This is a genomic window from Pseudomonas sp. GW821-FHT05D12 (assembly GCF_059419825.1).
In genome coordinates this window covers 14,472-26,681 of sequence record NZ_JBWKSN010000017.1, presented here as the reverse complement: position 1 = coordinate 26,681, position 12,210 = coordinate 14,472, and the positions used below count along the sequence as shown (strand labels likewise).

Genomic DNA, 12,210 nt, shown 5'->3' with positions numbered 1-12,210 from the left:
CAACCTAGCGCCGCCCTTCAACCGCCATCCGCACCGCCAGCCCCATCAGCACCGAGCCCATCAGCCAGCGCTGCCCCACCTGCCAACCCGGCCGGGTGACGAAAAACACCGCGATGGAGCCCGCCATGGTGGCAATCGCCGCGTTGACACTCACGCTGATGAAGATCTGCGTAAAGCCCAGCACCAGGGATTGCGCCAGCACACTGCCATGGCCGTTCGGGTCGATGAACTGCGGCAGCAGCGAGAGATACATCACCGCTACCTTGGGGTTCAGCAGGTTGGTCACCAGGCCCATGGTGAACAGCTTGCGCGGGCTGTCCTGGGGCAGGCTCTGCACTTGGAACGGCGAACGACCACCCGGTTTGATCGCCTGCCAGGCCAGGTAAACCAGGTAAAGCGCACCGCCGAAGCGCAGGGTGTCGTAGGCAAAAGGCACTGCCATCACCAAGGCCGTTATCCCCAATGCCGCGCACAGCATGTACACCACAAACCCCAGCGCCACGCCGCCCAGCGAGATAAACCCCGCCGTTCGTCCCTGGCAGATCGACCGAGAAATCAGGTAAATCATGTTCGGGCCGGGCGTCAGCACCATGCCGAGTGAAATCAGCGCATAGGCCAGCCAGCTGGACAGTTCAGGCATTCTTCGGCTCCTGGGGTATTGTTCTGTCGACGTGAAACATTTGGCCAACGTTGCAGGGTTGGACGCCATGGTAGGGCGTTCAAAATGCGCGCGTTAGATACAGATCCGCGAGCAAAACGTCATACACCCACGGCACTACTCATCTAAGGACCGGCCCATGATCGACTTCAACAACAAAGGTTTCTTCAAGCTCAAGCAAAACAACGAATACGCCGAACGCGTCTCGGCCCTGCTGCTCGACGGTGAAGAAGTGATCGACGCCTACAAGGCCATGCGCGACGGCGTGGTGTTCACCACCAAGCGCATCATCGCGGTCAACGTGCAGGGGATTACCGGCAGCAAGAAGGACTTCACGTCGCTGCCGTATAAAAACATCGTCGCGTATTCGGTGGAGACATCCGGGACGTTTGACCTGGATTCGGAGTTGGAGATTTACTTTTCGTCGCTGGGGAAAGTGAGGTTTGAGTTCACGGGGAAGACGTCGATCGTGGAAATCTCGCGATTGATTTCCAAGCATCTGCTGGGCTGATCCGCGGACAAAAAAAGACCTTGGCGTCCCAAGGTCTTCTTCATTGCTCACGCCAAGGAAGGCAGCTACGCAGTGGTGGGCCTGCTGGCGCGCGATGACATCGACAAGCACCTGAGTGCATCGGTCACTGAATAACATGTTCGACCGCCAGTATTACAGCGGGTATGGGCGGTAAAACACCTGCTTCAGCGGTGACCCATGCCATCTGATGGTGGGCTCAAGTATCAGTGCTGAAGGCCGCTGGTAAGCCGCTGAACTTTCCCACGCAACTCATCGAACAAAGCGCATATCAGGCGCTGATTCGCCTCCGTAGGCTCACTTCCTCGCACAAGGAAGTGAGCCGCTCATGTCAGAACGCTTTTATCCCCCTACCGAAGCAGAGCAACTCAAACAGCGCATCCTGATTCCGCAGCCATTGCGAATGCCGTATTCGCCGACGGTTGATTTTTTCGAGCCATCCCCTGCCCCGGTACCCACGCTGGCCAAACCTTGCGGCTGCGTTTTCATCAAGCCCTGCCAACTGCCTGACGGCGTCACCCATTACTTCAACCCTGCGGGGTATGTCCCGTTGGAGTTGGTCAAGGAGTATGGCCATTTAAGCCTGCTGGGTGGGCGTGAGGTGGACAGCCGCGGCGCAGTTGCCTTGCGCAAGATCAGCGGCAGCACATTGCCCGTTGGCCTCGGGCAGTTAGCGTTGCGTTCGGCGGTTTTGGAGTCGGCGGCCACTGCCGTCGGGTCCGTCGCCGGAGGCTTGTTGACGGGGTTGGTGGCGCTGGCCTGGCCGTCGAAGCTGGGTGATAGCGCGCTCTACAGCGAGGAGCAGTTGCGTTCGATGCAGCGGGCGCGGTCGCAGATGCGGTTGCATATTGAGCAACGCGAGGACGGTACGCTCAAGGGGTATGGGTTTTACACGGGTAACCATGCCGATTGGCAGATGATTGATGTAGTGCAGTTTCAAACCCGTGGCGATCACTTTGTGGCGGACTTGGACGAGGGCGTGGAGCTGATCTGGACGCCCGCCGTTGATCCAAGTGACACGCTGGGTATTCCAGCCTTGGAGGCTGCGCCGCAAGCGCCGGTAATCTGGATTTATCCGCCGACGCAGAAGGCCGCACAGATTCTGGTGAACCCGATTTATCCGCCGGAGTATCGGGATTTTATTCTGGTGTTCCCGGTGGAGTCGGGGGTTCGGCCGCTGTATGTGGTTGTCAGTGTCAAGGCTGGGGATCACAAGTACCACAAGGCGCCTAATACCGAACAAATAACTGGCTTTGCAGGCCTGATCAAAGCAAAACCCATGACTCCCAGACAGGGAGGCGCCGGGTTAAGAGAGCGTTGGATTGAGGAAAAAGGCCGGAGAATCTATGAGTGGGACTCTCAACATGGGGAGTTGGAAGTTTATCTGGCAAGTGATGGAAGCCATCTAGGGGCGTTCAGCCACGTAACCGGCGAGCAGCTAAAAGAACCGAAGAAAAAACGAAATATCAGACAATACCTGTGAGGGCTACATGGGACTAAAAGTGAGATTGGAGTGGTTCGACAGAACCACAGAGCAGTTACGTGGCGCGGAGGACTCGGCGGATATGGGAGACGACTATTCCGCGATTTCCGAGCTTGGATTGTCGACAGCCGAAGATGTCAATAACGGGATGTTTGAGTTGCGCAGGGAGTGGCTACCACTGATACAGGCACGTTTTTCTCATGAAATTGCTCTTTCAGAAAGCGACTACTTCATCGCGTTTGATTACGAAGATGCAAACGAATAACACAGACTTCGAGAATTCAGCTGAATGCGCAGACTGTCACTCACAAACAAAAAACTCCGCAACATCCCCAGGCACCTCAGAGCTCTGACCCGCTGGGCAGACAGTTTCGAAGGCTGTTTTTACGAAGAGTTACCGCTGCGACCCGACTACATCAACCTAAAAATCCCAGTTATTGAAAACCTTGTTGAAGGCAATCAAACCACACCGGAAATTCTGGCGCATTGCGCTCAACAGATGATCAAGGTTGCAGGTCACCTGGTTGAAGCACGATCAGACGGTGACCCTGAGTGCTGGATTGTCGCCTGCATCATGGTCCCGGACATGTTCTCAAGCCGAGTCTGTGTCTACACCGAAAAAGCCCGCCATCTCGGCCACACCCAGCCCTTTGACTACGAGTACTTTCGCCAAACCCGCATCATCGGCCGAAGCCTTGCCCGCGAATGGGGGTTGGTCGTTCCGCCAGGCCTCCACGAAGTTGGCTTTCACTTCATCCACGAGGACGAAGAAGGAACCGTCTTCGAGTCAGAGCATTGGTACTTCGGCGAAGTCACCACGACCGATGAAGCCCCTGGCACAGAGCGTTGGAAGTATCAAACCTTCAGGTCCTTCCAAGCACAGCACCCACATTTATTTGGTCCGTCCACTTAACTCGCCTTCATCTCACTACCAGTCCCCCATACACACCAGATATCCCGGTTGCGTCTTCACCACAAGTGCCGCAATTACCGATAGGGAGAGACTTCCAAAATGCTGATGAAAATCAGACTGCGATGGTACGAAAAACACAGCAATGATTTGAAGGCGGATGAGTATTCAGAGGATATCGCAGATCCAGACAGTGTTTTTGAAACCTTGGGTTTAGGCGAAGAAACCGCGATATACGCCGACGTATTCAACGTTCAACCTAACTGGATAACGATTATTCAGCCGTACTTCCAGCACATGATCGAACCCGACCGCCTCGACTACCAAATTTCCTTCCGGTATCAAGGCACCTGGCCACCCTTTACCACGCAAACGGTGGGCAAAACCCACCGTTTAATCAACTTCGCTTAGCCCTCTTTCGCCTCACTCCCTTCCCCTCCAATCAACACCCGATTCGCCGGATCCGTAATATCAAACACCTGCTGGGCACACGCCGCACTATTGAGCCTGAACTGGAACTCAACCAGATACACCTTGGCCTTTTCCGGGCTGAACGTGCTCATCACCGGGCCGCAGCTGTAGTAAGCGCCGTTGCCCTGGCTTCTCGCTGAACTGGAGACGGTGAGTTTCTTGCCTGGATCCGCTTGGAGTTCCAGCTGCGGAAAACGCTTGAACCCGGCGCTGGCGACGGTCTGGTTGAGCTTGGCGATCCAGTTGAAGACTTTGCCTTCGCCGGTGTCCATGACGGTGCCGAGGGTTTCCAGGCGCTGGTCGGGGTCGCCTTCGCGGCGCACGGCGAATTCGACAGGGTTGGTGCCACCGCTGGCCTTCATGATGACCTTGGCATGATCCGCATCCACGGCCACGGTTTTCTGGCGCAGTTGGACACCGTCCTTGAGCAGGCTGGGCGATGAGTCGCGTTGGTTGGATTGGCAGGCGCCCAAGGCCAGGGCGAGGGAGAGCAGCGCGATTCGCTTCACGGGAGGATGTCCTTATCAAGGTGAGAGTGAGTGATGACTGGACCCGAGTTTAAACGGATTGTTCCGCACTGAAACGGCGAGCGGTCACACTTCGGGAAGGCGGCGATGCAAATGCGCAGGTCTGGCAGGCATACCGAGGTGATCCTTTCGCAGCCTCGCTAAAGCTCGACAACTCCCACAGGGGATTGGCGGTGTCACCCTTATTTCAATCCCCTGTGTGATCGCAATATACGACGCGATGAAGCTCACCTGTGGGAGTTGTCGAGCCTCAGCGAGGCTGCGAAAGCGGTGCATCAGCGCACGCTGAACACCAGCCGCGCACATAACCCGCCTTGCTCCAGGTTATGCAATGCCAGGCGGCAGCCGATCTTGCCGACGATCATCTCGACAATCGCCAATCCCAGCCCCGCGCCGTTGGCATTGCCGCGGCTGTAAAAGCGTTCGAACAGGCGCGCCAACTCCGTCTCGTCGATCCCTGGCCCCTCATCCTCCACGCTCAGGCAATCGGCGCCAATCACCACTTTTACTTCGCTGCCCGCAGGGGAAAAGTTCAGCGCGTTGGTCACCAGGTTTTGCAGGGCGATGGCCAGTGCCACCGGCTCGGTTTCGACCCAGCACTCTTCATTGCCTTCGAGCACCAGTTCCACGCCGCGCTCCATGGCCAGCGGGGTCAGTTCGGCGAGTTCTTCGCGCACCAGTTCGGTGAGTTGCACGGGGATGCGCTTGGGGTTGTTCAGTTGCGGTTCGATGCGCGCCATGGTCAGCAGCTGGCTGCCAATACGGGTGGCGCGGTCGACGCCGTTGACCAGGAAATCCAGGGCCTCGCGCTGTTGCTCCGGGGTCGCGGCACTTTGCGCGTTCTGGGCGTGGATACGCAGGATCGCCAAGGGTGTACGCAGTTCATGGGCGGCATCGGCGATGAAGCGGCGCTCGCGCTCGAGCAGGTCGTCCACTTGGACCAGCAGTCGGTTGAGTGCGGTTTGCATGGGCTCAAGGTCAGTCGGCAGCGGCTTGAGGTGCAGCGGTTGCAAGGTGTCGGTATTGCGTCCACGAATCGACAAGACCATCGCACGCAGCGGTTTCAGGCCCCAGCCGATCACCAGCCAGATCAACAACGTCAGCAGCGGCACGCCGATCAATGTGGGCCACAGCGTGTGGCGCACGATGCGCTGGATCAGGTCCTGGCGAATGTCGTCGCGCTCGCCCACCCAGATCAGCAAGCCCTGTTGCGGATCGGCGAGCAGGAAAGCGCACCAGTCGTTGCCGTTGTCGAGGATGTCGTGGGAACCGAATGTGGTCGGCGGCGCTGCAAGGATCGGCGCTTCGGCGGAGCGCACCAGCAACTGGCCGTCAGTGCGCCATACCTGGAAGGTCAACCGGGTTTCATAAGGATGGGCGACGCCCTCCACGCCGACGCGGCTCATGGCCTGGTCAAACGCCTCGTACAACCGGTCCCAGTCCGCTTCGCCGGGATCGCGCTGGCGCAAGACACCTTGCAGCAGGCGCGCACTCTGGGCGAGCTGGGCGTCATAGACCTCTTCGATTTCGTGGTGGCTGTCGCGCAATACCAGCCAACTGATCAGGGCGTCACCCGCCAATATCAGTAGCAAGACGGGAATGAGGATGCGCGCGCGAACCGAGCTCATGGTTTAAGCACTAGGACATAGCCGACACCGCGCACAGTGCGGATCAGTTCGGTGGAGAGTTTTTTACGCAGGTTGTGAATCAGCACTTCCAGGGTGTTGCTCTCGACGCGGTCCTGCCAGCCATACAGCGCGCGGGACAGCCGCTCGCGCGTCACCACCTTGCCGGGGCGCACCATCAGTTGGTGCAGCAGTTGGTATTCCATCGGTGTGACGATGATGTCTTCGTCCAGGTAGCGCACTTGCTGGGTGGCCGGGTCGAGGTGGATGCCAGCATGCTCCAGCATCGGTTGCGCACGCCCCTGGCTGCGGCGCAACAGGGCACGCACGCGGGCCTTGAGTTCTTCTACGTCGAAGGGTTTGACCAGGTAGTCGTCGGCGCCGGCGTCCAGCCCGGCGATGCGCTCGGCGGTGCCGTCGCGGGCGGTGAGGATCATCACCGGCACGTCGTGCTGCTCGGCGCGCAGTTGCTGCAACAGGTCGAGGCCGTCGAGGCGCGGCAGGCCGAGGTCGAGCAGCAGCAAATCGAAGTTCTCCGTGCGCAGCGCATGCAGGGCCGCGACGCCATCCTGCAGCCAATCGAGGGTATAGCCCTCGGCGCCCAACGCCACCCGAATCCCCTGGCCGAGGGCACGATCATCTTCGACAAGGAGCAGGCGCATAGCAGAATCTCTGTAGGAATCGGCGGCATCATGCCGGGTTATGACACGGGGCATTTCGGCAAAGATGTTACGGCTCGTTGCCAACTAAGGTTGCGCTAAGGTTGGTTTTGCACTGTGAAACCTCCCACTTCTGCTGAGAGCTTTTCCATGCGCAAAATTCTCCTGCTGTCCCTGATTATCGCCAGCCCCCTGGCCATCGCCGGCCCGCAGTGCACCACCGCCGAGCGCTCGCAATGGCAAGACGAGAAAGCCTTCCAGGACAAGCTCAAGGCCGAAGGCTACACAATCAGCAAGTTCAAGGTCACCGACGGCAACTGCTACGAGATCTACGGCTTCGACAAAGACAAGCGCAAAGTCGAGATCTACCACGACCCGGTCACCGGCAAAGCCGTGAAGACTGAGATCAAAGGCTGATGCCAGGCGAATCCCTGCGCCTGTGGGACCCGTTGGTGAGGCTGTTTCATGTGTCGATCGCCGGGGTCTTCGTCGCCAATTACTTCTTCAATGAAGCGGGCGATGACTGGCATGTCTGGCTGGGCTACTACGCCATGGCCTGGCTGCTGGTACGGCTGGTGTGGGGATTTGTCGGACCGCGCAGTGCGCGTTGGGCGGACTTTTGGCCTACGCCGAAACGACTGGGTGCCCACGCGCGCTCGCTGCTCAACCGCCGCCCGCTGCACCGGCTGGGTCATTCGCCCATTGGTGCACTGGTGATGCTGTTGATGTTGCTGGCCTTGCTGACCCTGGGCGTCAGCGGCTTCCTGATGCAGGAAGTCGATGCGCTATGGGGCGCCGATTGGCCCCAGCAAATCCACGAGACGGCCGCCAATGTGCTTCTTGGCCTGGTCTGCGTGCATGTGCTGGCCGCGCTGTTTGAAAGTATCCAGGTGCGGGACAACCTGCCGTTATCGATGCTCACCGGTCGCAGGAAGCGCCTGCCGGATGAGCGTGCGCAGTAATCCTTTTGCCGACAGGTTCCCTATGCGCTCCGCCTTATTGATTTGCAGCCTGCTGGCCGTATTCTTCGCGGCTTGGCAAAGCCATCCGCCCCATGTACTCGCACCGTTTGCCGAGACCAGCCCGAACCCCGCGAAAGTGGCGGCGCCGGCGCAATACACCAGCCGCTTCGTGTCCACCCAACTCACTGACTTTGTGCATTCCTCGTCCGTCACCGCCCTGCCCGGCGGCGATTTGATGGCGGTGTGGTTTGCCGGCTCCCGCGAAGGCGCGGCCGATGTGCAGGTGCGCACCGCGCGCTTTGATGCGCGCAGCGGCGAGTGGGGGGCCGAGCAGGTGCTGGCCACGCGGGAAAGCACTCGCGACGGCACCCAGCGCTATATCCGCAAGCTGGGCAACCCGGTCATCGCCCTCGGGCCGGATAAACGCCTGTGGATGTTTTACGTATCGGTGTCAGTCGGTGGCTGGGCCGCCAGTGCGATCAATCTGATGGTCTCGGAGGACTTCGGCGCCAGTTGGTCGGCGCCAAGGCAGTTGGTGACCTCACCGTTCTTCAATATCAGCACCCTGGTGCGCGCCGCCCCGGTGTTCCATGCCGACGGCTCGATCGGTCTGCCGGTGTACCACGAGTTCATGGGCAAGTTTGCCGAGTACCTGTACTTGAGTGCCGATGGCGCAGTGATCGACAAATTTCGCATCAGTCGCGGCAAGCACTCGCTGCAACCGACCATCGTGCCGCTGGACGGCAAGCGCGCCGTGGCGATGTTGCGCTACGCCGGCGACACCCATCACCGGGTCCTGGCCAGCCGCACCGAAGACGCCGGCCAGACCTGGAGCGAGCCGTACCCGCTGGAGCCGGCCAATCCAAACTCGTCGCTGGCTGCGGTGGGCACGGTGGACGATGGGTTGCTGGTGGCCCTGAACGACCTGGAGGATGGCCGTTTCAAACTCAGCCTCTACGGTACCGACGCCCAGCTCAGCCAATGGCGCACCGTGGTGCAACTGGATGAGTCGCCAGACCCGCTCGGCCAACCGTTCTCCCCCGAAGCCTATAAGGCGATCATCGGCGAAGGCTTCCGCGCCTCCAGCGGCGCCCGGCGCCTGCCGCTGGAGCAGCGCTTTCTCAGCAACCTCGACTACCGCGTGTGCAAACCCCAAGGCTGCGATTTCGAATACGAATACCCGTACCTCAGCCGCAGCCCGGACGGCATGTACCACCTGGTGTACTCGTGGAATAACACCTTTATCAAACATGTCAGCTTCAACGAAGCCTGGCTGGCGGAGCGTCTCTGATGGTTTCGATGTGGCAGGCGCATTTGAGTTTTGTACTGCTGGGCTTTGTGTTGCTGTGCGCGCTGCGCTTCACCGCACCCTGGCGTCCGTGGCTGCTGCCGGTGCTGGTGGCGGTGAGTTTTATCCCTATCAACGAGCTGCCATTGGCGGCGTACGTGCGCAGTTTTACCGATGACCTGGCGATCAGCACCCTGGTGTTGTTGGCGTGGGTGGGCTTGAGTCGCGTGGGCGTGGTACAGCCGCTGAACCGGCAGCACCACGTGCAAATGTTGCTGCTGTTTGGCTTGCTGAGCCTGGTGCTATACCCGGCCACGCTGGGCTTGACGTATTTCGATCCCTACCGCTGGGGCTTCAATCCACGGCCGATGATTGTGCTGGTGGGCGCGGCCGCGCTGTTGATGCTGTGGCTGCGCAATGCGCTGGCGGTGTGGATGCTGGCGGTGGGCACCCTGGCGTTCGCGCTGCGGCTCAAGGCTTCGGAAAACTACTGGGACTATCTGGTGGATCCGCTCTTGGCGGTCTACTGCGTCGTGGCTGGATTAATGCAACTCAACCTGTGGGAGCGGGCGTGCTCGCGAATGCGCAGTGTCAGGCAGCATCTCTGGCACTGAACCACCGCGTTCGCGAGCAAGCCCCCCCCCCCACATTTGATCTGTGGTGTTGTTGAGAAGAGGGAAACTAATGGGTGCGTTGCAATCACGCCGCCTGCGCTACGGCGTGGGCGCGATTGGGTTGGTATTTGCGTTGCTGGCCGCCTTGCGGCTGATATTCGTGCTGGCGTTTTCCGGCCTTGCCCTGGACACCCCGGCGTTGCTGGAAACCGTTGGCATCGGCCTGCGGTTCGACCTGCGCCTGGCGGTGCTGTTGCTGCTGCCGCTGGCGGTGCTGGCCTGGCTGCCGCGCTGGAACCTCACCACCCTGCCGGCCCTGCGCTGGCTCGCGCGGGGTTACCTGGTGATCGCGCTGGCTGGGGTCGGCCTGGTGTACATCATCGACTTCGGCCACTACGCCTACCTGGGCGTGCGCATCAACGCGACGGTGTTGCGTTACCTGCAAGACGCGCAGATTTCACAACAGATGGTGTGGGAAACCTACCCGGTGCTGTGGATAACCGCCTGCTGGCTGGCGGCGGTAGCACTGTGGGTGTGGGCGTTGATCTGCCTGGAGCGGCTGACCCTGGATCGCCAGCCCACGCCCACGCGCAAATGGGCGCTGGCCTCGGTCTCGATGATCGGCCTGGTCGCCGTGCTGCTGGCCCTGCTCGGCCGCGTCGCCAACCTCAACCTGGAGAACCCGGTGCCGTTGCGCTGGAGCGATGCATTCTTTTCCGGCAACAGCCAGGTGGCCGCCGTGGGCCTGAACCCGGTGCTGTTTTTGTATGACACGCTCAAGGTCGGCCAGTCACAGTTCGATGAAGCCCAGGTGCGCGAACATTACCCGCAAGTCGCCGCGTACCTTGGTGTTGACCAGCCGGATGCGCAGCAACTGAACTTCATCCGCGAGCAACCCGTGCAGCCGTATCGACTGGCCGGCGAGCGTGCACCGAACGTGATCTTCGTGATGCTCGAATCCCTCGGCACCAGCGCCGTGGGAGCCTACGGCAACCCGCTCAACCCGACGCCGAACCTGGACCAGTTGGCCACGCAAAGCTGGTTCTTCAAGCACTTCTATGTGCCCGTCACCGGCACCGCCAAGACCGTGTGGGCGAGCATCACCGGCGTGCCGGATGTGACCCGCCAGGAAACGGCCACCCGCAACCCGCTGATCACGCGCCAACACACTGTGATCAACGCGTTCCAGGGCTACCAGAAGTTCTACCTGATCGGCGGCAATGCCGGGTGGGCGAATATCAACGCGCTGATCCGCCAGAGCATCGACGGCGTGCAACTCTATGACGAAAGCCACTGGCGTTCGCCGCGGGTGGACGTGTGGGGCATCTCCGACCTGGACCTGTTCAAGGAAGGCGACCAGCTGTTGCGCAGCGTGCCCAAGGACCAGCCGTTCTTTGCCTATGTGCAAACCTCCGGCAACCATCGGCCGTTCACCATTCCCCGCCTCAACGACGGTTTCCAGATCAAGGACGTGACCCTGGAACAGGTGCAGGCCGCCGGTTCGCGCAGCGTCGAGCAATACAATGCAGTGCGCCTGCTGGACTACAACATCGGCCGCTTGATGGAAATCGCCAAGGCCGGTGGTTGGTACGACAACAGCATTTTCGTGTTCTTCGGCGACCACAACACGCGCATCAGCCAGATCCCACACATGGCCCCGGCCTTCGAACAACTGGGCCTGGAAAGCAACAACGTGCCGCTGCTGATCCACGCCCCCGGTCTGCAACCGCGCGTCATAGAAGAGGCGGTGGGCCTGGCGGACCTGCTGCCGACGGTGGCCGGCATGGCGGGCATACCCTTTCGCAACGGCGCCATGGGCCGGGACATCCAGCAACCGGCGCCGGAGGGCGAGCGCGTGGTGCCGCTGGTCTTGCAGGAGGGCACGTTCCCGATCATCGGCGGCGTGACCAAGGACTTTTTACTGCAGATGCAACATGACGGCAGCTCACCGACCCTGCATGACCTGGCCTCACCCACACCGCGCGAGGACGTCGCCGCGCAGCATCCCCAGGAGTTTCAACGCCTGCGGACGCTCACGCAGGGGCTGCATGAGAGCGCGCGGTTGATGCTGTTCCGGAATGTGCGGGAGTGACTATTTATCCTGGAAGGTTTCCAGGTAGGCGAGGATGTTTTCGATTTTTTCCGGGTCGCTGATGCCCCAGAAGATCATCCGCGTGCCACTCACCACCTTCTTCGGTGCCTCGATGTAGGCGGCGAGCTTGTCGCGGGTCCAGACCACGCCGGAGTTCTTCATCGCGTCGGAGTATTGGTAATCGGTGGTGGTGCCGGCGGGTCGGCCGATGATGCCGTTGAGTTCCGGCCCGAAGCCACCGCGCGCACCTTCGCCTATGCTGTGGCAGCCGCCGCAGGTCTTGCTGAAGAGCTTGCCACCCGCCTCGGCATCGCCTGCGGCAAGGGCCGAGCCGCTGTTGAGGATCAGGGCGAGGATGAACAAGGCATACTTCATGGTGGACTCCACAGCGG

General features: G+C 60.4%; 15 protein-coding genes. 10 read left to right on the top strand and 5 right to left on the bottom strand.

Features of this window, described 5'->3' with window-relative positions:
* Positions 1-4: 4 nt before the first annotated feature.
* Positions 5-640: a LysE family translocator gene (locus tag AC07SI_RS26505; RefSeq protein ID WP_495006812.1), complete on the bottom strand. Its 636-nt coding sequence runs from the start codon at positions 638-640 to the stop codon at positions 5-7.
* A gap of 157 nt (positions 641-797) precedes the next feature.
* Here AC07SI_RS26505 and AC07SI_RS26500 point away from each other — a divergent pair, with 157 nt between their 5' ends.
* From AC07SI_RS26500 to AC07SI_RS26480, 5 genes are all read left to right on the top strand, one after another.
* On the top strand, positions 798-1,169 hold the full coding sequence (locus AC07SI_RS26500) for a PH domain-containing protein (protein ID WP_065908583.1): 372 nt from the start codon (positions 798-800) through the stop codon (positions 1,167-1,169).
* A 346-nt stretch (positions 1,170-1,515) separates the two neighbouring features.
* Entirely contained in the window at positions 1,516-2,670 is a 1,155-nt protein-coding gene (locus AC07SI_RS26495) for an S-type pyocin domain-containing protein (protein WP_495006811.1), read from the top strand.
* A 7-nt stretch (positions 2,671-2,677) separates the two neighbouring features.
* Positions 2,678-2,935, top strand: coding sequence for a colicin E3-like toxin immunity protein (locus AC07SI_RS26490; protein ID WP_069078197.1), 258 nt, complete (start codon positions 2,678-2,680; stop codon positions 2,933-2,935).
* A gap of 24 nt (positions 2,936-2,959) precedes the next feature.
* A complete protein-coding gene (locus AC07SI_RS26485; RefSeq protein WP_495006810.1) occupies positions 2,960-3,583 on the top strand; it encodes a DUF3916 domain-containing protein in 624 nt (207 codons plus the stop codon).
* Between the two features lie 99 nt (positions 3,584-3,682).
* Complete coding sequence (locus AC07SI_RS26480; protein WP_495006809.1) at positions 3,683-3,991, top strand: colicin E3-like toxin immunity protein; 309 nt, start codon at positions 3,683-3,685, stop codon at positions 3,989-3,991.
* Here the strand turns inward: AC07SI_RS26480 and AC07SI_RS26475 are convergent.
* From AC07SI_RS26475 to AC07SI_RS26465, 3 genes are all read right to left on the bottom strand, one after another.
* Positions 3,988-4,560 (bottom strand): hypothetical protein, encoded by a 573-nt coding sequence (locus AC07SI_RS26475; protein ID WP_495006808.1) that lies wholly within the window; start codon positions 4,558-4,560, stop codon positions 3,988-3,990. The two genes, AC07SI_RS26480 and AC07SI_RS26475, sit on opposite strands and share 4 nt — an antisense overlap.
* 293 nt (positions 4,561-4,853) lie before the next feature.
* Complete coding sequence (locus AC07SI_RS26470; protein ID WP_065908568.1) at positions 4,854-6,206, bottom strand: sensor histidine kinase; 1,353 nt, start codon at positions 6,204-6,206, stop codon at positions 4,854-4,856.
* The gene (locus AC07SI_RS26465) at positions 6,203-6,865 is read right to left on the bottom strand and encodes a response regulator (RefSeq protein ID WP_495006807.1); all 663 of its coding nucleotides are present in this window, start codon (positions 6,863-6,865) and stop codon (positions 6,203-6,205) included. The genes AC07SI_RS26470 and AC07SI_RS26465 overlap by 4 nt, the downstream gene beginning before the upstream one ends.
* Before the next feature lie 147 nt (positions 6,866-7,012).
* Here AC07SI_RS26465 and AC07SI_RS26460 point away from each other — a divergent pair, with 147 nt between their 5' ends.
* The 5 genes from AC07SI_RS26460 (at position 7,013) to AC07SI_RS26440 (ending at position 11,818) form a co-directional block, all read left to right on the top strand.
* Entirely contained in the window at positions 7,013-7,279 is a 267-nt protein-coding gene (locus AC07SI_RS26460; RefSeq protein WP_065908564.1) for a PepSY domain-containing protein, read from the top strand.
* Positions 7,279-7,824, top strand: a complete 546-nt coding sequence (locus AC07SI_RS26455; protein WP_065908562.1) for a cytochrome b/b6 domain-containing protein — start codon at positions 7,279-7,281, stop codon at positions 7,822-7,824. Before AC07SI_RS26460 ends, AC07SI_RS26455 begins: the two co-directional genes overlap by 1 nt.
* Positions 7,825-7,846: 22 nt before the next feature.
* Positions 7,847-9,115 (top strand): sialidase family protein, encoded by a 1,269-nt coding sequence (locus tag AC07SI_RS26450; protein WP_495006806.1) that lies wholly within the window; start codon positions 7,847-7,849, stop codon positions 9,113-9,115.
* Positions 9,115-9,726: a hypothetical protein gene (locus AC07SI_RS26445; protein ID WP_282397311.1), complete on the top strand. Its 612-nt coding sequence runs from the start codon at positions 9,115-9,117 to the stop codon at positions 9,724-9,726. Before AC07SI_RS26450 ends, AC07SI_RS26445 begins: the two co-directional genes overlap by 1 nt.
* Positions 9,727-9,796: 70 nt before the next feature.
* On the top strand, positions 9,797-11,818 hold the full coding sequence (locus AC07SI_RS26440) for an LTA synthase family protein (protein ID WP_495006805.1): 2,022 nt from the start codon (positions 9,797-9,799) through the stop codon (positions 11,816-11,818).
* Here the strand turns inward: AC07SI_RS26440 and AC07SI_RS26435 are convergent, their stop codons facing one another.
* Positions 11,819-12,193, bottom strand: coding sequence for a c-type cytochrome (locus tag AC07SI_RS26435; RefSeq protein WP_065908559.1), 375 nt, complete (start codon positions 12,191-12,193; stop codon positions 11,819-11,821).
* Between the last annotated feature and the right edge of the window lie 17 nt (positions 12,194-12,210).

Coding starts and splice junctions, on each gene's coding strand:
- AC07SI_RS26505 (WP_495006812.1), bottom strand. CDS start 640: ATGCCTGAACTGTCCAGCTGGCTGGCCTATGCGCTGATTTCACTCGGC.
- AC07SI_RS26500 (WP_065908583.1), top strand. CDS start 798: ATGATCGACTTCAACAACAAAGGTTTCTTCAAGCTCAAGCAAAACAAC.
- AC07SI_RS26495 (WP_495006811.1), top strand. CDS start 1,516: ATGTCAGAACGCTTTTATCCCCCTACCGAAGCAGAGCAACTCAAACAG.
- AC07SI_RS26490 (WP_069078197.1), top strand. CDS start 2,678: ATGGGACTAAAAGTGAGATTGGAGTGGTTCGACAGAACCACAGAGCAG.
- AC07SI_RS26485 (WP_495006810.1), top strand. CDS start 2,960: ATGCGCAGACTGTCACTCACAAACAAAAAACTCCGCAACATCCCCAGG.
- AC07SI_RS26480 (WP_495006809.1), top strand. CDS start 3,683: ATGCTGATGAAAATCAGACTGCGATGGTACGAAAAACACAGCAATGAT.
- AC07SI_RS26470 (WP_065908568.1), bottom strand. CDS start 6,206: ATGAGCTCGGTTCGCGCGCGCATCCTCATTCCCGTCTTGCTACTGATA.
- AC07SI_RS26465 (WP_495006807.1), bottom strand. CDS start 6,865: ATGCGCCTGCTCCTTGTCGAAGATGATCGTGCCCTCGGCCAGGGGATT.
- AC07SI_RS26460 (WP_065908564.1), top strand. CDS start 7,013: ATGCGCAAAATTCTCCTGCTGTCCCTGATTATCGCCAGCCCCCTGGCC.
- AC07SI_RS26455 (WP_065908562.1), top strand. CDS start 7,279: ATGCCAGGCGAATCCCTGCGCCTGTGGGACCCGTTGGTGAGGCTGTTT.
- AC07SI_RS26450 (WP_495006806.1), top strand. CDS start 7,847: ATGCGCTCCGCCTTATTGATTTGCAGCCTGCTGGCCGTATTCTTCGCG.
- AC07SI_RS26445 (WP_282397311.1), top strand. CDS start 9,115: ATGGTTTCGATGTGGCAGGCGCATTTGAGTTTTGTACTGCTGGGCTTT.
- AC07SI_RS26440 (WP_495006805.1), top strand. CDS start 9,797: ATGGGTGCGTTGCAATCACGCCGCCTGCGCTACGGCGTGGGCGCGATT.
- AC07SI_RS26435 (WP_065908559.1), bottom strand. CDS start 12,193: ATGAAGTATGCCTTGTTCATCCTCGCCCTGATCCTCAACAGCGGCTCG.